The organism is Kitasatospora sp. NPDC092948, from assembly GCF_044754805.1.
In the GTDB taxonomy this organism is placed as follows: Bacteria; Actinomycetota; Actinomycetes; order Streptomycetales; family Streptomycetaceae; genus Kitasatospora.
Map to the genome: position 1 here is coordinate 432,386 of NZ_JBIVPU010000005.1, position 22,549 is coordinate 454,934.

20 protein-coding genes, 1 pseudogene and 1 riboswitch are annotated in these 22,549 nt (G+C 74.3%); of the genes and pseudogenes, 17 read left to right on the forward strand and 4 right to left on the reverse strand.

Going from position 1 to position 22,549, the window contains the following annotated elements; translation table 11 throughout:
* The first annotated feature begins 1 nt into the window (after position 1).
* The 13 genes from ACIQF6_RS18985 to ACIQF6_RS19045 all read left to right on the forward strand — a co-directional run bounded on the left by ACIQF6_RS18985 (position 2) and on the right by ACIQF6_RS19045 (position 15,390).
* Entirely contained in the window at positions 2-2,827 is a 2,826-nt protein-coding gene (locus ACIQF6_RS18985; protein WP_400896295.1) for a prenyltransferase/squalene oxidase repeat-containing protein, read from the forward strand.
* Positions 2,824-3,870: a hypothetical protein gene (locus ACIQF6_RS18990; protein ID WP_400896297.1), complete on the forward strand. Its 1,047-nt coding sequence runs from the start codon at positions 2,824-2,826 to the stop codon at positions 3,868-3,870. The genes ACIQF6_RS18985 and ACIQF6_RS18990 overlap by 4 nt, the downstream gene beginning before the upstream one ends.
* Positions 3,867-5,051 (forward strand): CbiQ family ECF transporter T component, encoded by a 1,185-nt coding sequence (locus ACIQF6_RS18995; protein ID WP_400896299.1) that lies wholly within the window; start codon positions 3,867-3,869, stop codon positions 5,049-5,051. Before ACIQF6_RS18990 ends, ACIQF6_RS18995 begins: the two co-directional genes overlap by 4 nt.
* A complete protein-coding gene (locus ACIQF6_RS19000; RefSeq protein ID WP_400896301.1) occupies positions 5,048-6,679 on the forward strand; it encodes an ABC transporter ATP-binding protein in 1,632 nt (543 codons plus the stop codon). The genes ACIQF6_RS18995 and ACIQF6_RS19000 overlap by 4 nt, the downstream gene beginning before the upstream one ends.
* A 133-nt stretch (positions 6,680-6,812) precedes the next feature.
* Positions 6,813-6,965 (forward strand): hypothetical protein, encoded by a 153-nt coding sequence (locus ACIQF6_RS19005; RefSeq protein ID WP_400896303.1) that lies wholly within the window; start codon positions 6,813-6,815, stop codon positions 6,963-6,965.
* Complete coding sequence (locus ACIQF6_RS19010) at positions 6,962-7,132, forward strand: hypothetical protein (protein ID WP_400896305.1); 171 nt, start codon at positions 6,962-6,964, stop codon at positions 7,130-7,132. Before ACIQF6_RS19005 ends, ACIQF6_RS19010 begins: the two co-directional genes overlap by 4 nt.
* On the forward strand, positions 7,129-7,962 hold the full coding sequence (locus ACIQF6_RS19015) for an ECF transporter S component (RefSeq protein WP_400896307.1): 834 nt from the start codon (positions 7,129-7,131) through the stop codon (positions 7,960-7,962). Before ACIQF6_RS19010 ends, ACIQF6_RS19015 begins: the two co-directional genes overlap by 4 nt.
* Positions 7,963-8,022: 60 nt before the next feature.
* Positions 8,023-8,202, forward strand: a riboswitch (M-box (ykoK) riboswitch).
* Between the two features lie 327 nt (positions 8,203-8,529).
* Positions 8,530-10,197, forward strand: coding sequence for an NRAMP family divalent metal transporter (locus ACIQF6_RS19020; RefSeq protein ID WP_400896309.1), 1,668 nt, complete (start codon positions 8,530-8,532; stop codon positions 10,195-10,197).
* Between the two features lie 86 nt (positions 10,198-10,283).
* Complete coding sequence (locus tag ACIQF6_RS19025; RefSeq protein ID WP_400896311.1) at positions 10,284-10,586, forward strand: hypothetical protein; 303 nt, start codon at positions 10,284-10,286, stop codon at positions 10,584-10,586.
* Between the two features lie 33 nt (positions 10,587-10,619).
* On the forward strand, positions 10,620-11,345 hold the full coding sequence (locus ACIQF6_RS19030) for an MgtC/SapB family protein (protein WP_400896313.1): 726 nt from the start codon (positions 10,620-10,622) through the stop codon (positions 11,343-11,345).
* Between the two features lie 105 nt (positions 11,346-11,450).
* Complete coding sequence (locus tag ACIQF6_RS19035; protein WP_400896315.1) at positions 11,451-11,879, forward strand: hypothetical protein; 429 nt, start codon at positions 11,451-11,453, stop codon at positions 11,877-11,879.
* Positions 11,880-12,304: 425 nt separating this feature from the next.
* A complete protein-coding gene (locus tag ACIQF6_RS19040; protein WP_400896415.1) occupies positions 12,305-13,966 on the forward strand; it encodes an ABC transporter permease in 1,662 nt (553 codons plus the stop codon).
* 32 nt (positions 13,967-13,998) lie between these two features.
* Positions 13,999-15,390, forward strand: coding sequence for a nitrate/sulfonate/bicarbonate ABC transporter ATP-binding protein (locus ACIQF6_RS19045; RefSeq protein ID WP_400896317.1), 1,392 nt, complete (start codon positions 13,999-14,001; stop codon positions 15,388-15,390).
* A gap of 15 nt (positions 15,391-15,405) precedes the next feature.
* On the opposite strand, the gene ACIQF6_RS19050 is transcribed toward ACIQF6_RS19045, so the two are convergent.
* Positions 15,406-15,813, reverse strand: a complete 408-nt coding sequence (locus ACIQF6_RS19050; RefSeq protein WP_400896319.1) for an ArsR/SmtB family transcription factor — start codon at positions 15,811-15,813, stop codon at positions 15,406-15,408.
* Between the two features lie 1,096 nt (positions 15,814-16,909).
* On the opposite strand from ACIQF6_RS19050, the pseudogene ACIQF6_RS19055 reads away from it, so the two are divergent.
* Positions 16,910-17,240 (forward strand): annotated as a pseudogene (locus ACIQF6_RS19055) (two-component system response regulator); the annotation flags it as partial.
* A 95-nt stretch (positions 17,241-17,335) separates the two neighbouring features.
* On the opposite strand, the gene ACIQF6_RS19060 reads toward ACIQF6_RS19055, so the two are convergent.
* Both ACIQF6_RS19060 and ACIQF6_RS19065 read right to left on the reverse strand, forming a co-directional pair.
* Positions 17,336-18,706 carry a carotenoid oxygenase family protein gene (locus ACIQF6_RS19060; RefSeq protein ID WP_400896320.1) on the reverse strand — a complete coding sequence of 457 codons (1,371 nt, stop codon included), beginning with the start codon at positions 18,704-18,706 and terminating at the stop codon, positions 17,336-17,338.
* A complete protein-coding gene (locus ACIQF6_RS19065; RefSeq protein ID WP_400896417.1) occupies positions 18,703-19,410 on the reverse strand; it encodes a TetR/AcrR family transcriptional regulator in 708 nt (235 codons plus the stop codon). The genes ACIQF6_RS19060 and ACIQF6_RS19065 overlap by 4 nt, the downstream gene beginning before the upstream one ends.
* 183 nt (positions 19,411-19,593) lie before the next feature.
* Here ACIQF6_RS19065 and ACIQF6_RS19070 point away from each other — a divergent pair, with 183 nt between their 5' ends.
* On the forward strand, positions 19,594-20,661 hold the full coding sequence (locus tag ACIQF6_RS19070; RefSeq protein ID WP_400896321.1) for a hypothetical protein: 1,068 nt from the start codon (positions 19,594-19,596) through the stop codon (positions 20,659-20,661).
* A gap of 131 nt (positions 20,662-20,792) precedes the next feature.
* On the opposite strand, the gene ACIQF6_RS19075 is transcribed toward ACIQF6_RS19070, so the two are convergent.
* Positions 20,793-21,227: an SRPBCC family protein gene (locus ACIQF6_RS19075; RefSeq protein WP_400896323.1), complete on the reverse strand. Its 435-nt coding sequence runs from the start codon at positions 21,225-21,227 to the stop codon at positions 20,793-20,795.
* A gap of 220 nt (positions 21,228-21,447) precedes the next feature.
* Here ACIQF6_RS19075 and ACIQF6_RS19080 point away from each other — a divergent pair, with 220 nt between their 5' ends.
* Positions 21,448-22,005 carry a TetR/AcrR family transcriptional regulator gene (locus tag ACIQF6_RS19080; RefSeq protein ID WP_400896325.1) on the forward strand — a complete coding sequence of 186 codons (558 nt, stop codon included), beginning with the start codon at positions 21,448-21,450 and terminating at the stop codon, positions 22,003-22,005.
* Positions 22,006-22,041: 36 nt separating this feature from the next.
* The gene (locus ACIQF6_RS19085; protein ID WP_400896327.1) at positions 22,042-22,518 is read left to right on the forward strand and encodes an SRPBCC family protein; all 477 of its coding nucleotides are present in this window, start codon (positions 22,042-22,044) and stop codon (positions 22,516-22,518) included.
* Positions 22,519-22,549 lie beyond the last annotated feature (31 nt).

Here is a 22,549-nt window from a genome sequence, read left to right on the forward strand (position 1 = left end):
GGTGAGGGTCAGTCACACCACCACGGACACGCACGTCGGACGCGGTCGCCGCCCGGCCGCCGTCCTGCTCGCCACGGCCGTCGCGGCCACCGCCACCGGCGCGCTGCTGCTCGGCCACCCGGGCACGGCCGCCGCCGACCCGATCGAGCAGTGCACCGCCACCACCGGCGCGATCGTCGCGGTCGACTTCTCGCCCTGGGGCGGCGGCGTGGTGCGCGGCTGCGACGCCCACCCGACCACCGGCATGAACCTGCTGCACAACGCCGGGTTCACCACCACCGGCACGGTGCACGACGGCCCGGGCTTCATCTGCCGGATCGGCACCGACACGTTCTCCACCGGCACCCAGTACCCGACCCCGGCCACCGAACCCTGCACCACCACCCCGCAGGCCACCGCCTACTGGTCGTACTGGATCGCCGCGCCGGGCGCGACCGGCTGGACGTACAGCGCGTACGGCGCGATGACGCAGCAGCCGAAGCCCGGCGAGGTCGAGGCCTGGGTGTACGGCGCGACCGATCTCGGCGGCGCGGGCGGCGGCCCGAGGTTCACCCCGGACGAGGTCCGGGCGAAGAACTCCGCCACCCCCTCCCCCTCCCCTTCCGGCAGCAACAGCCCGTCCAGCAGCCCGAGTTCGAGCCCGAGCCCGAGCCCGAGCGGCAGCGCCACCTCGAACCCGCCCGCCCGCACCGGCGACCCGGCGGCCGCCGCGGCCTGGCTGGCGGCGCAGCTGGTGGACGGCGACCACATGGAGAACTGGTGGTCCGAGGGGCCGGACTACCCGCGCACCGCGCTGACCGCGCTGTCGCTGGCCGGCTCGGGCACCCAGGACGCGGCGCTGCGCCGGGTGGCGGCGTTCCTGGCCGCGCACACCGACGCGTTCGTGTACCCGAAGGGCGCCGCCGCTGCGCCGGAGGCCCAGGCCGCCGCGATGCTGGCGCTGGTCGCCGAGGCGACCGGGGACGACCCGCGGGCGTTCGGCGGGCGCGACCTGATCGCCGCGCTCACCGACCACGTCTGCGACAGCGCCGGGCAGGGCGGCCGGTGCACGGCGGCCGGCGACTTCCAGGGCGCGTCCAACCCGTGGAACCAGGCGCTCGGCGTGCTGGCCCTGGCCCGCGCCGGGGTGGTCCCGGCCCCCGCGGTACTGGACCGGTTCGCCCGGATCCAGTGCACCGACGGCGGCTTCGCCGGCACGATGATCACTCCGGGGCAGTACTGCGAGTCCGACCCGCTGACCACCGCCATGGCCGTGATCGCCCTCCAACGCGCGGGCGGCCAGCAGGAGTTGGTCACGAAGGGCGTGGACTGGCTGGTCCGGGCGCAGCAGGCCGACGGCTCGTTCCTGCCGTACGCCGGAGGCACCGCCGACGTCTTCTCCACCGGCGCGGCGGCCCAGGGCCTGCGCGCGGCCGGCCGCACCGCCGAGGCCGACCGGGCGACCGCCTGGGTGGCGGCCCGGCAGAACGCCGACGGCGGCGTCGGCCCCGACGAGTGGACGCCGGACTCCGAAGCGCCCGCCACCGAGCAGGCGATCCTGGCGTTCACGGGCACCGACCCGGCCACCGTGCTGCGGCGGCTGAACACCCCGCAGCCGACCCGCACCCCCGACCTGGCGAAGGCGGGCGCCTTCCTGACCGACCGGTCCCGGCTGCTGGACGGCCACTACTACGAGGCCTTCCCGGACTCCGGGTGGGCCGACTTCGGCCTGACCATCGACACCGCGTACGCGCTCGCCGCCACCGGCACCGACGACGCGGCGCTGCGCCGGATCACCGACTTCGTCGAGCGGGGCGCGGACGGCACCGGCCGCGGCGTCAACGACTGGACGATGATCGGCACCGAGTGGGCCGGCGGCGGCTCGGTCGGCAAGGAGGCGCTGCTCGCCGAGATCACCGGCCGCGACCCGCGCGACTTCGGCGGGCACGACCTGATCGCCGCGCTCGACCGGCTGATCTGCGACCACACCGATGTGGCGGCGGGCTGCGCGGCGCCGGGCAACTACCTGTCGGCGCAGTCGGTGTTCTCCCAGTCCCTCGGCGTGATCGCCCAGGTGCGGGCCGGGGACGCGGAGCGGGCCGCGCCCGCGATCGCCTTCCTGCGCAGCCTCCAGCGGCCGGACGGCTCCTGGCCGAGCCTGATCCCGGCCTCCGCCGATCCGGACGTCGACTCCACCGCGATGGCGGCGATGGCCCTCGACCTGCTCCCGGGGGCCGACAACGCGCCGGCGGTGGACCGGGCGGTGGCCTGGCTGGCCGCCCAGCAGAAGGCCGACGGCGGGTTCCCCGGCACGGCGGGCGACTCGGTCAACTCCGCCGGTCTCGCCATCCAGGGCCTGAGCCTGCGCGAGGGCACGTACGCCCGCCAGATCGCCCGGGCCACCGAGTTCCTGGCCGGGCAGCAGAACCCGGACGGCGGTTTCGCGGTGGCGGCGGACCTGGACGACCGCAGGTCGGACGTGCGGGCCTCCGCGCAGGCCCTCAGCGGCGTCACCGGCCTGTCCTTCGCCACGCTCAGCCGCAAGCTCGACGGCGGCACCGCCCCGGAGCCGAGCGGCTCGCCGTCGCCGTCGCCGTCCGCTTCCCACGAGGCCTCGCCCTCCGCGGCCCCGTCCTCCGGACTCCCCTCCCCCGCGCCGACGACGACGCTGCCGTCCGGCACCACCGTGGTGGACACCGCGACCGGCGGATCCGGGCCCGGCCGACTGGCGTTCACCGGCACCGACGCGCTCGAACTCGTCGTCCCCGCCGTGCTGTTGACGGCGGCCGGCGGTGCGGTGCTGGTCGCGGTGCGCCGCCGGACCAAGACCGGCGGGGGCGCGCGGTGAGGGCGCGGCTCGCCCGTCCGACCCGGCTGGGCGCGGCAGCGGGGACGGTCCTCGCGGTCGCGCTCGGCGGGCTCGCCCCGGCGCCGGCCCGGGCGGCGGCGCTGCCGATCGAGCAGTGCACGACCAGTCAGAACGTGGTGCTGGCCGTGGACTTCAGCCGCTGGGGCGGTCCGCTGCTGCGTTCCTGCGGCACGGTGCCCACCACCGGCTACCAACTGCTCAACCAGGGCGGCTGGAAGACCACCGGCACCCAGCACGACGGCCCGGCGTTCATCTGCCGGATCGGGTACAGCGGCTACCAGGGCGGGAAGCAGTACCCGCCGCCCGAGCAGGAGAAGTGCGTGCTGACCCCGCCGGCCACCGCGTACTGGTCGTACTGGCACGCCGATCCGGGCCAGAACACCTGGTCCTACAGCCAGTTGGGGGCGATGAGCTACAAGCCGGTGCCGGGCAGCGTCGACCTGTGGATCTTCGGCGAGACCGACATCGGCGGCACCCGGGGCGGCCCGTCCTTCGCCCCGGACACCGTCCGGGCCCTCAACTCCACGCCGGGCGGCTCGGGTTCGGGCACGGGCCCCGGCCCCGGCTCCGGCTCCGGCGGGACAGGCGGCGGCTCGGGAGGCGGTGCCGGCGGCGGGACGGGCGGCAGCACGAGCGGCGGGACGGGCGGCAGCACGAGCGGCGGCACCGGCGGAAGCGGCGGCGGAAGCGGCGGCGCACCGAGCACCCCGAAGGCCCCCAACGCCCCTGCCAGCACCGACAGTTCGTCCGCTCCTCCGGCCGATCGGCCCACCGAGAGCCCGGCCCCCTCCGACTCTCCGCCGCCGAGCCCGTCCGCCTCCGACTCCGCCGACCCGGCCGGTGCCCCGTCCGCCGGCGGCAGCACGCCGCCCACCGCGGTGGAGGCCGCGCCGGTCGCGGACGCCCCGCACCACTCGTCCGGTTCGATCGCTCCGGTCGTGACGGGCGTGGCGCTGGTGGCCGCGCTCGGCACCGCCACGGCGGTGGTCGCGGTGCGACGCCGCCGGGCCTCCGCCGAGTGAGCGCCCGTCGGGCCGGGGGCGCGGACGCGGACGACGGGCGGCGGGTGCCGCGCGATCTGCATCCGCTGGCCTGGTGGGCCTGGGCGCTGGCGCTGGGCACGGCGGCGTCCCGGACCACCAACCCGCTGCTGCTCCTGCTGGTGCTGGGCGTGCTCGGGTTCGTGGTGACGTCGCGGCGCACCGAGGCCCCCTGGGCGCGCGGCTTCAAGTACTACCTGTGGCTGGCGCTGACGGTGGTGGCGATCCGGGTGCTGTTCCGGTGCGTCTTCGCCACCGGCGTCACCCCCCAGGACCACGTCCTGCTCACCCTCCCGCACCTTCCGACTCCCGCCTGGTACGCGGGAATCGAGATCGGCGGGCCGGTGTCGCTGGAGGCCGTGCTGTCCTCGGCGGTGGACGGGCTGCGGCTGGCCTGCCTGATGTGCTGCATCGGCGCGGCCAACACGCTCGCCAACCCGAAGCGCGCGCTGCGGGTGCTGCCGGGGGCGCTGTACGAGCTGGGCGTGGCGGTGACGGTGTCGCTGAGCGTCGCCCCGCAACTGGTGGCGAGCGCCCAACGGGTGCGCCGCGCACGGCGGTTGAGAGCCGGATCGGGCAAGGGCGTGCGGGCGCTGCGCGGCATCGTGGTGCCGGTGCTGAGCGACGCGCTGGACCGTTCGCTGCACCTGGCGGCGGCGATGGACTCGCGCGGCTACGGCCGCTCCGGGACGGCGACCAAGGCGTCCCGGCGGGCGACGGGCGCACTGCTGCTGGGCGGCATGGCCGGCCTGTGCGCGGGCCTGTACGGGCTGCTGGACGGCACGGCGCCCGCGCTGCTGGGCCTGCCGGCGCTGGCGGCCGGGTCGGCGCTGTGCGTGGCGGGCCTGGCGCTGGGCGGGCGTCGGGTGCGGCGCACCACGTACCGGCCCGATCCGTGGCGGCTCCCCGAGTGGGGGGTGGCGGGCTGCGGGCTGACGGCCGCGGTGCTGCTGTGCGTGTCGGTGGGCTACGACGCGACCGCGCTCAACCCGTCGCTGTACCCGCTGTCCTGGCCCGCGCTGCCGATCGTCCCGGCGGTGGCGCTGCTGCTGGCCGGCGCGGCCGGTGTGCTGGCCCCGCCACCGGGACGTCCGCCGGCGGCGGGCCCGCCGCCGTCCCCGCGCCGCGCCGACGACCGTGAACTCTCCGAGGTGTCCGAGTGATCCGTTTCGACCAGGTCAGTGTGGTGTACCACGGCGCGCGCGAGCCCGTGCTGCGCGAGGTGGACCTGCACATCCCCGAGGGCGAACTCTGCCTGGTGGTCGGCCGGACCGGTTCCGGCAAGTCCACCCTGCTGGGCGCGGTGAACGGCCTGGTGCCGCACTTCACCGGCGGCACCCTGCACGGCCGGGTCACGGTCGACGGCCGGGACACCGCGCACCACCCGCCGCGGGAACTCGCGGACGTGGTCGGCGTGGTCGGCCAGGACCCGGTGGCCGGGTTCACCACCGACACGGTGGAGGAGGAACTCGCCTACGCAATGGAGCAGTTGGCCGTCCCGCCGGACGTGATGCGCAAGCGCGTCGAGGAGACCCTCGACCTGCTCGGCCTGGCCGAGCTGCGGCACCGCGCGCTGTACGAGCTCTCCGGCGGCCAGCAGCAGCGGGTGGCGATCGGCTCGGTGCTCACCGCGCATCCGCGCGTCCTGGTGCTGGACGAGCCGACCTCCGCACTCGACCCGACGGCCGCCGAGGAGGTGCTCGCCGCGATCACCCGCCTGGTCCACGACCTCGGCGTGACGGTGCTGCTCGCCGAACACCGCCTGGAGCGGGTCGTCCAGTACGCCGACCGGGTGGTGTACCTGCCCGGCGACGGCACCGTCCAGTACGGGGCGCCCGCCGAACTGTTCGCCACCACGGCCATCGCCCCGCCGGTGGTCCGGCTCGGCCGGCTGGCCGGGTGGCAGCCGCTGCCGCTCTCCGTCCGCGACGCCCGCCGGGCCGCGGCCCCGCTGCGCGAACGCCTGACCGGGCTGCCGGTGCCGCCGGTCCGCCGGGCAGCCCCTTCGGGCGGTCAACTGCTGGACGCGCAGCGGGTGGTGGTCAAGCACGGCCGGACGGTGGCGGTACGCGAGGTGTCGCTCGCGCTGACGGCCGGTCAGGTCACTGCCCTGATGGGACGCAACGGCTCCGGCAAGTCCTCCCTCCTGTGGGCACTCCAGGGCTCCGGCGCCCGGCAGGGCGGCACGGTGCGGGTCGACGGCCACGACCCGAAGAGGGTCTCCGCCGCCGAGGCCCGCCGCCTGGTCGGCCTCGTCCCGCAGACCCCGACCGACCTGCTCTACCTGGAGACCGTGGACGCCGAACTCGCCCAGGCCGACCGGGAGTCCACCCCCGCCGCCGGCCGCAGCGCCCGCGAGATCCTCGACACCCTCGCCCCCGGCATCCCCGGCGACCTGCACCCCCGCGACCTCTCCGAGGGCCAGCAACTCGCCCTCGTCCTGGCCGTCCAACTCACCGCCGCCCCACCGGTCGTCCTGCTCGACGAGCCCACCCGCGGCCTCGACTACCCGGCGAAGGACGCCCTCGTCGCCATCGTCGACCGCCTCGCCGCCGAGGGCCGCACCGTCGTGGTCGCCACCCACGACGTCGAATTCGCCGCCGCAGCCGCCGACCGGGTCCTCGTCATGGCCGAGGGCGAAATCGTCTCCGACGGCCCCACCCCCGCCGTCATCACCGCCTCCCCCACCTTCGCCCCCCAAACCGCAAAGATCCTCGCCCCCCACCCCTACCTGACAGTCCCCCAACTCGCCGCCACCCTCACCCCCGCCCGGCCGGAGGCCACCCCATGACCCCCGCCGTCCGAATCCCCCTCCGCGCCCCGGCCACCCTCACAACCACAGCCCTAGCCGGGCCGGCAGCGCACCCGACGCCGCTCGCCGTGGCAACCCAACTCCCCACCCCCGCCCGGCCGGAGGCCACCCCATGACCCCCGACCACACCCGCGCCGTCCGGATCCCCCTCCGCGCCCGGGCCGTCCTCGCGGCAGCAGCTCTCGCCGGGCCGGCAGCGCACCCGAGGCCGCTCGCCGTGGCGACCCAACTCCCCACCCCCGCCCGGCCGGAGGCCACCCCATGACCCCCGCCACCCCGACCACCCCCGACCACACCCGCGCCGTCCGAATCCCCCTCCGCGCCCGGGCCGTCATCGCGGCAGCAGCTCTCGCCGGCCTGGTCGCGTTCCTGTGGCCGTTCGTCGTGGCGACCCAACTCCCCACCCCTGCCCGGCCGGAGGCCACCCCATGACCCCCGCCACCCCGACCACCCCCGACCACACCCGCGCCGTCCGGATCCCCCTCCGCGCCCGGGCCGTCATCGCGGCAGCGGCTCTCGCCGGGCTGGTCGCGTTCCTGTGGCCGTTCGTCGTGGCGCCCGGGAAGTTCGGGTCCAACTATGCGCCGCCGCTGATCTTCGGGGCGCTGCTGGTGCTGATTCTCGCCGTTGTCGTCTCGGAGATCGCGTCCGGCGGCATCGACGCCAAGGCCCTCGCGATGCTCGGGGTGCTGTCCGCCGTCAATGCCGCCTTGCGGCCTCTCGGTGCGGGGACCGCCGGCGTCGAGACGGTGTTCTTCCTGCTGGTGCTCGCGGGGCGGGTGTTCGGGCCGGGCTTCGGGTTCACTCTCGGTTGCACGTCGCTGTTCGCGTCCGCGCTGCTCACCGGCGGTGTCGGCCCGTGGATGCCGTACCAGATGTTCGGCTGCGCGTTCGTCGGTCTGATCGCGGGGCTGCTGCCCCGCCTGCGGGGTCGGTGGGAGGCGGTGATGCTCGCGGGGTACGGGGCGTTCTCCGGCTACCTGTTCGGGTTTCTGCTGAACCTCTCGTTCTGGCCGTTCGCCACCGACCCGCACAGTTCGATCGCCTATCTGCCGGGTCTGCCGTTCACCGAGCAGTGGCACCGCTATCTGCTGTTCGACGTGGCCACGTCTCTCGGCTGGGACACCGGACGGGCCGTCACCACCGGTCTGTGCGTGCTGGTTGTCGGTCCGGCGGTGCTCGCGGTGTTCCGGCGCGCAGCCCGTCGCGCCGCGTTCGAGGCCCCGGCGCGCTTCTCCCCCGGTCCGGTCGAACAAAGGTAAAGGTTCTACCAAGAACGCAAGTATGGCGCTCGGCACGCCCTATGCTGATGAGCGTTGAAGGAGGCACCTCGTTCGGTGAGGCGTCTTCACGGACACAGGCCACTGACCCGACGACGTCGAGAGACGCCCAGGGTCAGGACAGATCTTCCCGACCTAAGGGTTGATCCCAAGTGGCTTCCGACCCGACGAGGGCCGGATCACGCCGTGGAGTGCCAAAGCTCTGACGAGTGGGGGCGAACCGGCGGCGCACGCATGCCGCCGGGCCCTTCGCCGAGTCGATGACGCGCACCGCACGGGTGCGCCCCGGCCGGGAGGAGGCGAGAGACATGGATTGCAGTAGTCCGGGCCACAGTTGCCCGACCTTCCGCCTGCCCTCGTACACCTCCGGCTCGCGGTAACGACCTTCCCTGCGCGCACTTCTGACGCTCCGTCATGCCCGCTCGCGGCTCCACCCCGCCCAACCGGCCGAGGTGCGTCGCGGCGTGCCCCGGCGCGCCCTGCCGCAGGGGGGACGACCGCCGCGCGCCCCCGACCCGCCCCGCTGCCACGGGGCTCGGGAGGAACGCCATGACCATCGCATTCGACTCGAAGAACACCCCCGGGACGGACACTCCCGAAACCCCGGTACGGACGGCCGCCGTCCTGGACGAAGCCCACCTGGGAGACATCAAGGGCGCCCTCGGCACCATCCGGGTGGACGACCACGCCCCGCGCCAGGGGCTGTCCGCCAAGCTCAAGACCCTGCTGGCGATCGTCGGCCCCGGCCTGATCGTGATGGTCGGCGACAACGACGCCGGCGCGTTCGCCACCTACGGCCAGGCCGGCCAGAACTACGGCACCCACCTGCTGTGGACGCTGTTCCTGCTGATTCCCGTGCTGTACGTCAACCAGGAGATGGTGCTGCGCCTGGGCGCGGTCACCGGCGTCGGGCACGCCCGGCTGATCCTGGAGCGGTTCGGGAAGTTCTGGGGCGCGTTCTCGGTCATCGACCTGTTCCTGCTCAACGCGCTCACCCTGGTCACCGAGTTCATCGGAATCACCTTGGCCGCAGGCTACTTGGGCCTGCCGAAGGTGGCCTCGGTGGTGCTCGCCGCAGTGGTGATCGTCGCCTCGGCGTTCACCGGGTCGTTCCGCCGGTTCGAGCGGATGGCCATCGCGCTGTGCGTCGGCTCGCTGCTGCTGATCCCGGTGTACTTCATGATCCACCCCAGCACCTCGCAGATGGCCCGCGACTTCGTCACCCCGGGCCTGCCCGGCGGCGACAGCGGGCTGGCCGACGTGATGCTGCTGATCATCGCCATCGTCGGCACCACCGTCGCGCCCTGGCAGCTGTTCTTCCAGCAGTCGTACGTCATCGACAAGCGGATCACCCCGCGCTTCATGAAGTACGAGAAGGCCGACCTGTGGATCGGCATCGCCGTGGTCGTGGTCGGCGGCGCCGCGATGATGGGCATGACCGCGATGGCCTTCGCGGGCACCGGCGGCTTCGGACAGTTCACCGACTCGGCGGGCTCCGCGCAGGGCATCGCCGACCAGGCCGGACACCTGGCCGGCGTGCTGTTCGCGATCGCCCTGCTGGACGCCTCGATCCTCGGCGCGTTCGCCGTCTCGCTGTCCACCGCGTATGCCATCGGCGACGTGTTCGGCCTCAAGCACTCGCTGCACCGGGGCGTCGGCGACGCCAAGGGCTTCTACGCGGTGTACGCCGGACTGGTCGCCGTGGCCGCCGCGGTCGTGCTGATCCCGGGCTCGCCGCTCGGGCTGCTCACCGAGGGCGTGCAGACCCTCGCCGGGGTGCTGCTGCCCTCCGCCAGCGTGTTCCTGCTGCTGCTGTGCAACGACAAGGCGGTGCTCGGGCCGTGGGTCAACGGGCCGAAGACCAACGCGTTCACCACCGTGGTGGTCGGCGTGCTGGTCAGCCTCTCGGTGATCCTCACCGCCGCGGTGCTCTTCCCCGACCTGAACGCCACCGCGATCGAGTGGATCCTCGCCGCCTGCGGCGTCGCCGGGGTGCTCTCCGCCGGGTACGCCTTCACCCGCCGCCGCACCGCCACCAAGGAGGACCCGATCGACCGCACCGGCCGCGACGAGTGGCGGATGCCCCCGCTGGAGACCCTTTCCAAGCCGGTCGTCTCCACCGGCTACAAGATCGGCATGGGCGCCCTGCGCGGCTACCTGCTGGTGGCGATGGTGCTGGTGATCATCAAGATCGTCCAGACCGCGATGGCCGGCTGACGCTCCGTCCGCAGCCGCCGGGGCGGCGCCACCGCCGCCCCGGCCCCGCCGTCAGCCACGCCCACTCAGCCCCGGAGGTGCGACAGATGTACGTCCCCGCCGCGTTCCACCGTCTCCCCCCGCTGTACGCCCGACCGCTCGCCTTCCCGGCGGCCGCCCGCCCCGACCGAGCGGCCGAGACCACCACCGCCGCCGCAGCCCCGGCCGAAACCGCCGACACCACCACCACCGCCGCCATCCCGGCCGAGACCACCGACATCACGGCCGACACCACCACCGACACCCCGACCGCGGCCACCCGCAGCACCCCGCTCCGGGCCCGCTGGCAGACCGTCAGCGCACCGGACGGCCGGCCCGTCCTCGTCGCGAGCTGGCACGCCGACCGCTGACGACCCGTCACCACGAACCGGAGGAGGTGCCCCGTGCACACCCTGAACACCCTCGACTTCGTCCTGCGGCTGGCCGTCGGCGTGGCCTGCGGAGCACTGATCGGCGTCGAACGCCAGTGGCGGGCCCGGATGGCGGGCCTGCGCACCAACGCGCTGGTCGCCGCCGGGGCGACGCTGTTCGTGCTGTACAGCGAGGCGGTCGGCGACAGCGGCAGCCCGACCCGGGTCGCCTCGTACGTGGTGTCCGGCATCGGCTTCCTCGGCGGCGGGGTGATCCTCCGCGACGGGGCCGGGGTGCGGGGGCTCAACACGGCCGCCACGCTGTGGTGTTCGGCCGCGGTCGGGGTGCTGGCCGCGTCCGGCCGGCTGGACCTGGCGGCCATCGGCACGCTCGCCGTGCTCGCCGTCCACCTGCTGCTGCGCCCGGCCGGCCGGCTGCTGGACCGCTCCCCGCACTCCGGCACCGACCCGGACTCCACCACCCGCGCCACCGTCCACGTCGAGTGCGACCGGGCCGCCGAGCCGCACGTCCGCGCCCTGCTCCTGCAGTCCCTCGCCGCGTCCGGCCTCACGCCCACCGGCCTGCACGCCCGGCGCGGCCCCGACAGCACGGCCACCCTGCGCACCACCGTCGCCGTCGCCGGCCGGGTCGCCGACGGCCTCGAACAGCTGGTCAGCCGGCTCTCCCTGGAGCCGGGCATCCGTGACCTGCACTGGCACCTCGACGACGAACCCGCCCCGCAACCCGCCCTCGCCTGAGCCCGGCTCGCCCACCACCGACCGCCGGCCCGCCCACCACCTCCCACCCGCCCACCATCTCCTGCCTGCCCACCATCTCCGCAGCTGTCCGAGGAGGCACCACCCATGACGAGAATGCACCTGTACCCGTGGAGCCGCCGGGGCGCGGCCCTGACCGGGGTGCTGATGCTGCTGGTACTGGAGGGCGTCGCGCTGGCGACCGCGCCGGCCGACCTGAACGGGTTCCTCTGCGGGGTGCTGCTCGGGTCCTCGACCGCCGCGCTGGTGCTGGTCGCCGTACTGGAGCGCACCCGCCGCCGCAACGAGCCCCGGCTGACCGTCCCCGGCGCCCGCCCGCTGCCGGACGGCTTCCCGATGGACCGGGTACGCCCGGTGCTGCTCGGCCCGGGCGCGCCCCGGCTGAACCTGCTGTACACCGGCTGGCTGTTCGCCACCGACGGCCGAGACGCGAGCTGGATCTCCCGGCACCTGGGCCTGCCCGCCGACACCGCCCGCTTGCTGACCGACGCCGCCCGCGAACGCGCCGCACACTGACCGTCGGGCCGTCACGCCGCCGGCCGACGCACGGCCGCACCACCGGTCGACGCACCACCGCACCACCGGTCGACGCACCACCGCACCACCGGTCGACGCACCACCGCACCACCGGTCGACGCACCACCGCACCACCGGCCGACGCACCACCGCACCGCCGGTCGACGCACCGGCCGAAGCACCACCGCGCCTCGGCCGGCGCGCCGGCCGTGGACGCCACGCCAGCAGGTCCGACCCGGCCGCTTCTTTGCGCAGCGACGCAAGAAGCGGCACACTCCCCCTCGTCCCGCTCGCCCCGCGCGGGCCCGGAGGTTCCCGTGTCCCCGCTGAAGTCCGCCCTCGCCGCCCCGGCCGCCCGCCGGGCCCGCACCGCCCCGGCCGCACCGGCCGCCCGGCGCGGGCCCACCGCGCGCGCCGACCTGCTGGTGGCCGCCGCCGTGCTGGTGCTGCTGTACATCGCGCTGCGGGTCGGACACGGCGTCACCGTCCGCTTCTCGCCCGGGCAGAGCAGCGGCGTGTCGACCGATCCGGCCCGGCTGCCGTACGACGCGGTGCGCTCGCTGCTGCGGATGTTCGCCGCGCTGGTGCTCTCGGTGACGTTCACCTTCGTCTACGCGTACGCGGCGGCGAAGAGCCGCCGCCTGGAGCGGATCCTGATCCCGGCGCTGGACATCCTCCAGTCGGTGCCCGTGCTGGCGTTCCTGACCGTCGCGGTCAGCGGGTTCGTGGCGCTGTTCCCCGGCTCGATGCTCGGCCTGGAGTGCGCGGCGGTGTTCGCCATCTTCACCTCGCAGGCCTGGAACATGACCTTCGGCTTCTACGCCTCGCTGACCTCCCTTCCCCGTGAACTCGACGAGCTGTCACGGTCGTTCAGGTTCACCCGGTGGATGCGGTTCTGGAAGGTCGAGCTGCCGTCCGGCATGATCAGCCTGGTCTGGAACGGCATGATGAGCTTCGGCGGCGGCTGGTTCTTCCTGGTCGCCTCGGAGGCGATCAGCGTCAACAACCAGCGGTACGCCCTGCCCGGCGTCGGCAGCTACGCGGGCGCGGCGATCGCCGCGGGCGACCTCGGCAAGGTCGGCTGGGCGATCGGCACCATGGCGGTGCTGGTGATCGGCGTGAACTTCCTGTTCTGGCGGCCGCTCACCGCGTGGGCGGAGCGCTTCAAGAACGAGCAGTCCGAGGCCGCCGAGGTGCAGCGCTCGCTGGTGCTGGACCTGCTGCGCCGCACCCACTGGCCCGCGCTGCTGGGCCGGCTGCTGCGCCCGGTCGGTCGGGCGCTGTCCCGGGCCGGGCGCCTGCTGGGCGTCGACGACCGTCCGCGCGCCGTCGGCCCGGTGCGGCGCCGGACCGGTGACGTGCTGTTCGCGCTGGTGGCGGGCGGGCTGATCCTGTGGGGGCTGGCCGACCTGATCGGTTACCTGTCCGGCAGCGCCGGCCTCGGCGTGTTCGGCGAGCCGCTGCTGCTGGGCCTGGTGACGCTGGCCCGGGTGGTGGTGCTGGTCGCCGTCGCCACCGTGGTGTGGGTGCCGATCGGCGTGCGGATCGGGCTGTCCCCGCGGCTGACCCGGATCGCCCAGCCCGCCGTCCAGGTGCTGGCCAGCTTCCCCGCGAACTTCCTGTTCCCGCTGGTGGTCTGGCTGCTGCTCAGGACGGGGGTGTCGATCAACATCGGCGGCATCCTGCTGATGGCGCTCGGCGCGCAGTGGTACATCCTGTTCAACACCATCGCCGGGGCCATGGCTATCCCCTCCGACCTGCGCGAGGCGATGGACAACCTCGGCGTGCGCGGCTGGCAGCGCTGGCGGCGGCTGATCCTGCCGGGGATCTTCCCGGCGTACGTGACCGGCGGCATCACCGCGTCCGGCGGCGCCTGGAACGCCTCGATCGTCTCCGAGGTGGTCACCTTCGGCGCGACCACGCTGACCGCCACCGGCCTGGGCGCGTACATCGCCCGGGCCACCGCGAGCGGCGACTTCCCGCACCTGCTGGCCGGGGTCGCGGTGATGAGCCTGTACGTGGTCGCGCTGAACCGTCTGCTGTGGCGCCGCCTGTACCGGCTCGCCGAACGCCGCTACTCGCTCTGACGACCCGTCGACTCCGCCCGAGGACAACCCTGATGAAGTTCTGGCGCACCGCCCGCACCGACCGCCGCAGCCGCACGGCGCTCCCGTCGCCGCCGTCCGGCCCGCCCGTCGAGGGCGAGGTGCTGCTGGAGACGGTCGGCCTGACCAAGGCCTACGCGGGCGCGGACGGCGAGCTGCCGGTGCTGTCCGGCATCGACCTGCGGGTGCGCTCCGGGGAGATCGTCGCGCTGCTCGGCCGGTCCGGCTCGGGCAAGTCCACCCTGCTGCGCTGCCTGGCGGGGCTGATCCCGCCGAGTTCCGGCACCGTCGCCTACCGGGGCGTGCCGCTGACGGGCGCCAACCCGGGGACCGCGATGGTGTTCCAGACCTTCGCGCTGCTGCCCTGGCTGACCGTCCAGCAGAACGTCGAACTCGGCCTGGAGGCCCGCGGCATGGACCCGGACCGGCGGGCCGAGGCGGCGGTGCAGGCGATCGACCTGATCGGTCTGGACGGCTTCGAGTCCGCGTACCCGAAGGAGCTGTCCGGCGGCATGCGCCAGCGGGTCGGCTTCGCCCGGGCGCTGGTGGTCGAGCCGGACGTGCTGATGATGGACGAGCCGTTCTCGGCGCTGGACGTGCTGACCGCGGAGAACCTGCGCGGCGAGCTGCTGGAGCTGTGGGAGTCCGGGCAGTTCCCGACCCGGGCGATGGTGCTGGTCACCCACAACATCGAGGAGGCCGTGCTGATGGCCGACCGGATCGTGGTGCTCGGCGCCCGCCCGTACGGGACGCTGCGGGAGACCGTGGACATCGACCTGGCCCGGCCCCGGGACCGCGACGCGCCGGCCTTCGACGAGCTGGTGGACCGGATGTACCGGATCATGACCGGCCGCCCCAAGGACACCCGGCAGCCCGGACGCCCCGGCAGCGGACACCCGGACCGGCGCACGGTCGCCACCACCCCGCTCCCGCCGGCCAGCGTCGACGGCCTGTCCGGCCTGGCGGAGATGATCGCGCGCCGCGGCGGCCGCTTCGACCTCGCCGACCTGGCCGACGAGCTCGGCCTCGACGTCGACGACCTGCTGCCCCAGGTCGACGCCCTCGACCTGCTGGGCTTCGCCGAGGTCCGCGGCGACGACCTGATGCTCACCGGCACCGGCGAGGCCTTCGCCGACGCGGACGTGCAGCTCTCGAAGGAGATCTTCGCGCCCGCCGCCCTGGAGGTGCCGCTGATCCGGCTGATCACCCACAGCCTGCGCGGACAGCCCGAGGAAGGCCTGCGCGACGGCTTCTTCCGCGACCTGCTGGCCCACCACTTCACCAGCGAACAGGTCGACCAGCAGTTGGAGACCGCCACCGACTGGGGCCGCTACGCCGAGCTGTACAGCTACGACGCGGGCCGCCGCGAGTACCGCCTCGACGAGGGCGCCGCGTTCCTGGACTGAGCCTCTTCCGCCTCGCTACCCGGCGGCCGGGCGGCGGCGCAGCAGGGCGGCGCGGGCGGGCTGCTCGGCGGTGGCGCGGCCGTCGCGCGGGCCGGGGGTGTCGTCGTCGCGGTCGGGCCCGGGCAGCCGGTGCACGGTGCGGGTGGCTTCCTCCAGCAGGCCGCGCACCTCGGCGGCGCGGTAGAAGATCCGGGTGCCCTCGCGGCGGGCCTCGACCAGTCCGGCGGCGCGCAGCCGGGCCAGGTGCTGGGAGGTGGCGGCGACGTGTGCGCCCAGGAGTTCGGCCAGTGCCGTCACGGGCAGCTCCCGGCCGCCGCTCAGTGCCCACAGCAGCCGGTAGCGGGACGGGTCGGCGACGGCCTTCAGCACGGCTACCACCCGCTCGGCCGCATCCGTGTCCCAGGCCTCTCCTTGCACATCCATGCAAGTATCCTACCGGCCTGCCGCCCGGCTCGTCCGGCCGTTCCCGTCCGGCGCCGATTTCACTCAACTGAGGGAACGTCAGATCAGGTGAACGCCAAAGCCGTTGCGGTTGAGCGGCCGTCCGGCGCGTCTGCGCGTTGCGGGGCGCGCAACACCCTCGCGATCCGGCATGCTGCTGTCCACCCCGGCGCAGCGGCGGCCGGGGTTGGCGCGACCGGACGACGGTGTCCGGCGGGTACGGGTGGAGGATTCGGGTGCGGCACACATGGCGACCCGGCGGACCGATGGACGGCCGACGGGGGTGCGGAGCGTGACGGCAGGGCCGGCCCGGGACGGCGGGCTCCAACCGCTGGACCGTGAACTGAACAGGGAGTGCCGGGAGTTCGCCGAGACCTTGCGGGAGTTGTTCCTGGAACTGGGCATTTCGGTGCGGCGGTACGCGACCCGCTGCTACCTCGATCCGGGCACCCTGTCCCGGTACTTGGCCGGGTCGCGGATCGCGCCGTGGCAGTTCGTCGAGGAGTTGCTGCACCACCTCGACGAGGACTGCGCGACCAGGCTCGATCCGCCGGCCCTGGACCGGCTGCGCCGCCGGCACCAGGCGGCGGCGCGGACGGCGGCGTCGATCGGCCGGGCGGTCCAGCAGTTGGAGGACCAGCTGCAGGCGGCCGACCGGGAGGCCCGCCGGGCGGGCGCCCGCGAGGAGCAGCTCGATCAGGCGTTGGACGACACCCGGCGGTCGGTGGCCGAGCTGGACGCCCGGCTGGTCCGACTGGAGTCCCGTCCGCTGCTGCCCGCGCCGCCCGGCCCGCGGGACGACGCCGTCCCCGCGGACGCCGTCGCGCCCGCGGACCGGGCCTGGCTGCTCGCGGAGCGCGACGCGCTGGCCCGCGAGGTGGACCGGCTCACGGAGGAGCTGGCCCGGGCCCGGGAGCGGGCGGCGTGCGCGGAGACCCGCTGCGACCTGTTCGAGCGTCAACTCGCCCTGGTGGAGCAGCAGCAGGGGTTGACGGATGTTCCGGTGCCGCCCGCGCGCCCGTGGGAGGAGGGCCTGTCGCCGAAGGTGCTGCTGGTGGACGACCGGCCGGACAACCTGATGGTGCTGGAGGCTGTCCTCGGGCCGCACGGGCATCGGCTGGTGCGGGCCGAGTCCGGTCCGGACGCGCTGCGGGCGCTGTTGGAGCCGGACGATTTCGCGGTGATCCTGCTGGATGTGCAGATGCCGGGGATGGACGGGTACGAGACCGCCGCGCACATCAAGCGCCGGGCCCGGACCCGTGACATTCCGATCATCTTCGTCACGGCGATCGGCACCGACCCGGACCACTCGATGCGCGGCTACGCGGCGGGCGCGGTCGACTTCATCCCGAAGCCGGTCGACCCGTGGGCGCTGCGCGCCAAGGTCGCCGTCCATGTCGAGCTGCACCGCGAGCGCCGCCGGCCCGCGACGCTCCCGGCGCCGACCCGGCACGCCGTCGCGGGCCCGGGCCCGGCCGCGAATGTGGCGACCGGTACGGCGACGTCAGCGCTCTGACGGCCCGTCGGGCACCCAGTTGCCGTGCAGGCCGAGCGGGACGCGGACGGGCAGGTGGATGCGGGCGACGGGTTCGCCGGCGAAGTCCTGCGCGGCGAGGATCACCAGGTCGGCCGCGCCGCGTTCGGGGTTGTGCGCGTAGGCCATGACGTAGCCGTCGTCCTCGGCGGTGGGCGACTCGGCGGGGACGAACACGCCTTCGCCGACCGCCCCGAACCGGCCGAACTCGTGGGCCTCGACGGTGCCGCGCCGCAGGTCGTGCTTGAGCAGGGCGCTGCTGAAGCCTGCGTCGGGGCGCGGGTCGTCGGGGCCGGTGGGTGCGGCGTACAGCTCGGCCGCGACGGCGTACCCGTAGCGGTGCGGGCGGCCGACCCGGCGGGGGTCGACGCGCGGGAACTCCTGGGTGCGGTCGTCGAGCCGTTCCTCGCGGATCGTCCCCGCGGCCAGGTCGATCCGCCAGCGGTCCAGGGTGGGGCGGCTGCCGCCGAAGTCCCGGATGGCGAAGCCCTCGGGGTGGCGGACCACGTCGATCACCAGCTCGGCGCCGTCCTCGTACGCGTTGAGGGTGTGACCGACCAGGCAGGGCGCGACCTCGAACCAGCGCACCGGCCCGCCGCTGCGCGGCATCACGCCCACCCGCGCCCGGTGGGTATCGTCCCAGGTGAACGGCACGCCGGTGGGCAGGTGCGCGGGGCTGAACACGACGGGCGCGTCGAACAGGACGACGTGGTGCTCGGTCAGCGCGAAGTCGTGCATGTACGGGTTTCCGGGGGTGTGGACGAGCGTGGTGTGCCGGACGGTGCCGTGCCGGTCCATCACGATGTGCTGGACGTGTTCGGAGCCGTACCGGAACGCGAGCGAGTGCAGTTCCCGGGTGTGCGGGTCGAAGACGGAGTGCGCGTTGGCGCTGTAGCCCTCGGGGGTGGCGCCGAGGTCGCAGGGCCCCAAGGTGTCGAGTTCGTAGCCGAGTTCGTAGGGGCGGATGCCGCCCTCGATCAGTGCGAAGGTGCGGCCGGCCAGCGCGGCGACCTGGACGTTCGGGGCGAAGTCCAGGCGGGGGTCGACGGGGGCGCCGCGGCGCGGCTCGCCGAGGTGGTCGGCGACGGCCGCCGAGCGCACCCAGCGGTTGCGGTACCACTCGGCGCGGCCGTCCCGGATCCGGACGCCGTGCACCATGCCCGGGCCGAGGGTCCAGATGTGCGCGGCAGGGTCCTCGATGCCCAGCGCGTTGGGGCCGTTGCGCAGGTAACGGCCGTTCAGGTGGGCCGGGATGCGGCCGGTGACCGGCAGGTCGTGGGCGGTGACCTCCTCGGTCACCGGGGCGAAGCTGCCCGTCAGGTAGCGGTTGGTGGTCGTCATGCCCGATCTCCTTGCCTGTCGGTCGAGTTGGCGGGGGAAGCCGGGGCGGTGGCATGCGCCGCGTCGGCGAGGAACGCCTGTCCGACCGCCGTCATCAGCGCGTCGAACCGGCCGGCGGCGCTCTCCGCCGGGAAGTGGCCGGCGAGTTCCAGGCTCACCGCGCCGTGGGCGGCGGCCCAGAGGAGCTTGGAAATCTCGTGCGCGTCGCCGGGCGCGAACACGCCTGCGTCGATACAGGCCCGGACGGCCGCCACCGAGGCGTCGAAGGCGTGGTCGGCGGCGGCCAGCGCCTCCGGCCCGGGCCGGTAGCCGGGGACGGCCTGCTCGAACATCACCCGGTAGTAGGCGGGTTCGGCGAGGGCGTGCGCCCGGTACGCGGCACCGAGGTCGTTCAGCGCGGTCAACGGGTCTGCGGCCTGCGGCACTTGCTGCTGGGCCCGGCGAAGCCGGGCGAAGCCCTCCCGGTAGAGCGCGTCGGCCAGGCCCTCCTTCCCGCCGAACATGGTGTACAGGACCTTGGTCGAGGCGCCGATGCCGGTGGCGATGCGCCGCATCGTCAGCGCGGCGGGACCCTCACTGACCAGCAGGTCGATGGCGTGGTCGAGGATCGCGGTCCGGACGGCGCTCTGGCCGACGCGTTGCGCGTCCTGGTAGGGCGTGGTGGCTGTGGCGGGCATGTCGGGCATGTCCGACGTGGTGGGCATGGTCACGGGTAACACCGTAGCCCATCGGTAACAGCGTTACCCACACTTTCCGACAATCCGTTGCCGCGTCAGCATTCCTTTCCCGTACGGAAGTTCGGGGTGGCGACCTGCTCGTGACTTACTGGTAGGAAACTTTCCTTTCAACTAATCTCCGTTGAGCCATCCTGCTCGAAGGGAACCCTCATGACGACCGAGACCACCCCCGGGGACGTATCCGAGGAAGCCCTGGAGAGCGCCCTGGCACCGGACTTGACCGAGCGTCCGGCGGTCGCGGCCCGACTGGTGGTCCTGGTGGTGGTCGTGGTCACGATGCTCGGCGCGACGCTCGGGTTCGCCCTGCACACCTGTCACCGCGACGGGCCGCACCGGGTGGTCCCCGCCGACGCCACCTTCACCCTGGACGAGCCGGGCCTGTACTACCGGGACGCCACCTCCGGCCGGATCGCCCGCGCCCCGCACGCCGACGGCGGGTCCGCGACGGTCGGCGGCCCGTCCTGCGAGCGTTTCTACGCGGCGGGCGACCGGGCGCTGTGCCTGCGCACCAGGCCCGGCCGCCCCGCCTGCACCGAGGCGGTGGTCTACGACCGGCACTTCCACCGGCTCCAGACCCTCGTCCTCCCCGGCATCCCCAGCCGGGCCCGGATCTCCCCGTCCGGGCACGTGCTGTCCTGGACGACGTTCGCGACCGGCAACTCCTATGCCGCCACCGGCTTCGCCACCCACACCTGGATCCTCGACCTGCGGGCCGGCCACACCGCCAAACCGATCGAGACCGTCGCGCTGACCGTCGACGGCACCCGCCACCACGCCGCCGACGTCAACTTCTGGAGCGTCACCTTCGCCGCCGACGACAACCGCTTCTACGCGACCGTCTCCGCGGCCGGCCACACCCACCTGGTCGAGGGCGACCTGCGGGCCTGGTCGGCGCGCACCCTGCTGGAGGACGTCGAATGCCCGTCGCTCTCCCCCGACGGCACCCGGATCGCCTTCAAGAAGCGCGTCTCCACCGGCCCGACCGACCCATGGCGGCTCTACGTCCTCGACCTCGCCGACCTGCGCGAACACCCCGTCGCCGAGACCCGCGGCGTGGACGACCAGCCCGCCTGGCTGGACGCCGGGACGCTCGGCTACGCCCTCCCCGGGCCGGACGGCCGCGGCAGCGACCTGTGGTCCGTCCCCGCCGACGGCACCGGCCGGCCCCACCTGCTGACCCCCGGCGCCTCCTCCCCCGTCGCCCTGTCCGAGACCTGACGGTCCGTCAACTGTCCGGCGGGCCCCGGCCGGACGTGCCCCGGATCCGGCGCGCCGTCGTCACGGACGCGCCCGGGGCGCCTCGGCCGGGGCCCGAGCGGGTCAGCCCACCGGCCGACCGGTGAGGCCGGCTACCGCTGCTCCGACTCCATCAGGTCCTTGAACTGCTCCAGGCTGCCCCGGACGGTGTTCTCGATCCGATGCACCTGCGCCATGCCCTTCGGGCCGCCGAAGGTGTCCTGAATGGCCTCCGGCTCGTACTCCACCTGCACCCGCACCTCGCACTGGCCCCGGTCCAGGGACCGCACCGAGAACTCGCCCCGCAGCTCGGGGCTGCCCTGTGTCTCCCAGGCGAGGACCTGGCTCCTGCCGTCGTCGGTGAGGACGGCGTCGAACTCGCGCTGCATCTCGGCGGCCCGCACGTCCAGGTGGGCGCGATCGGTGCTGGGCGCATAAGCGCGTTGGACGTTGTCCATGAATCTCGGATAGGCCTCGATGTCGTGCATCCGGCCCCAGACCTCCTGCGCAGGGGCGTCGACGGTGATCTGTTCCACAAGCCTGCTCATCGCGAACCTCGCTTCCCGGCCCGGCGGACCGGACCTGTTCGGCTCTTCCAGCCTGCGCCGCCCGCACATGTCCGGCAAACAGGGCCCGAGACCACCGCCGCGACCGCCCGCCACCCCGGCTTCCGCCCTCATTCCGCTACACGCGTTGCGAAATGGCAGCCTCCCACGCTAGCCTCGTCCTCGTTACGAGACACGCGTAGCGGAATCCGGAGGTGGGGACATGGCCAGGCCGCGGGACACCGGCGTCGACGCCAAGGTGCTGGAGGCGGCCCGGGCGCTGCTGCGCGAGCGCGGCTACGCCGGGTTCGCACTGGACGAGACCGCCGCCCGGGCCGAGGTCGCCCGCACCACCGTGTACCGGCGGTGGCCCACCAAGGACCACCTGGTGGTCGCCGCCTTCGCCACCATGTTCGAGACCGCGCCGATCCGGGAGACCGGTGACGTCCGGGCCGATCTGACCAGCACCCTCGGCGCGATCGGAGCCGGCCTGCGCCGACCCGAAACCCGCGCCCTGGTGGCCGAGTTGATCGCGGCCGGCACCCGACACCCGGAACTCGGCGAGGCCCTCCGGGCGCTGTGGGCGCAGCGCCGCACCGCCGCCGCCGAACTGCTCGACCGGGCCGCCCGCCGCGGCGACCTCGCGGCGGGCGCCGACCCGGCGCTGATCCTCGATCAACTGGTCGGGCCGCTCTACTACCGGGTGCTGATCAGCGGCGACCCGGTGGACGACCAGTACGCCCGCGCCTTGGTGGACGCCGCCCTGGCGTGCCACCGCTGACACACACATCGACCGATTCACCAGGGGGAGAGCGTCATGAGCCTGTTCAGCTGCGAGGTCAGCGCCGAGGCCGAGTTCCGGGGCACGCCGGAGGCCGTCTGGACGCTGCTGACCGACCACGCCCGCTACCCGCAGTGGCACCCGGTGGTGGTCCGGGTCGAGGGCGAACTCGCCGTCGGCGCCCGCCAGACCGAGGTGGTGCGCACCGCCTCCGGCCGGGAGCTGACCTTCCACCCGGTGCTGACCGTGGTCGACGCCGGCCGCGAACTCTCCCGCGCCGGCCGCCTGTTGGTGCCGGGGCTGCTCGACAACGCGCACTCCTACCTGATCACCGACCTCGGCGACGGCCGGGTCCGGGTCGTCCAGCGGGAGCGCTTCACCGGCCTGCTCGCGCTGTTCTTCCACGGCCGCACCGCCCGCGACACCGAGGCCCGTTTCGCCGCGGCGCTCACCAACCTGGCCGGCCTCGCCGCGCACGCGGGGCAGCCCGCCGCGGGGTGCGTCGCGGGGTAGCGTGGCCCGGTGAACGGCACCGAGATCCACA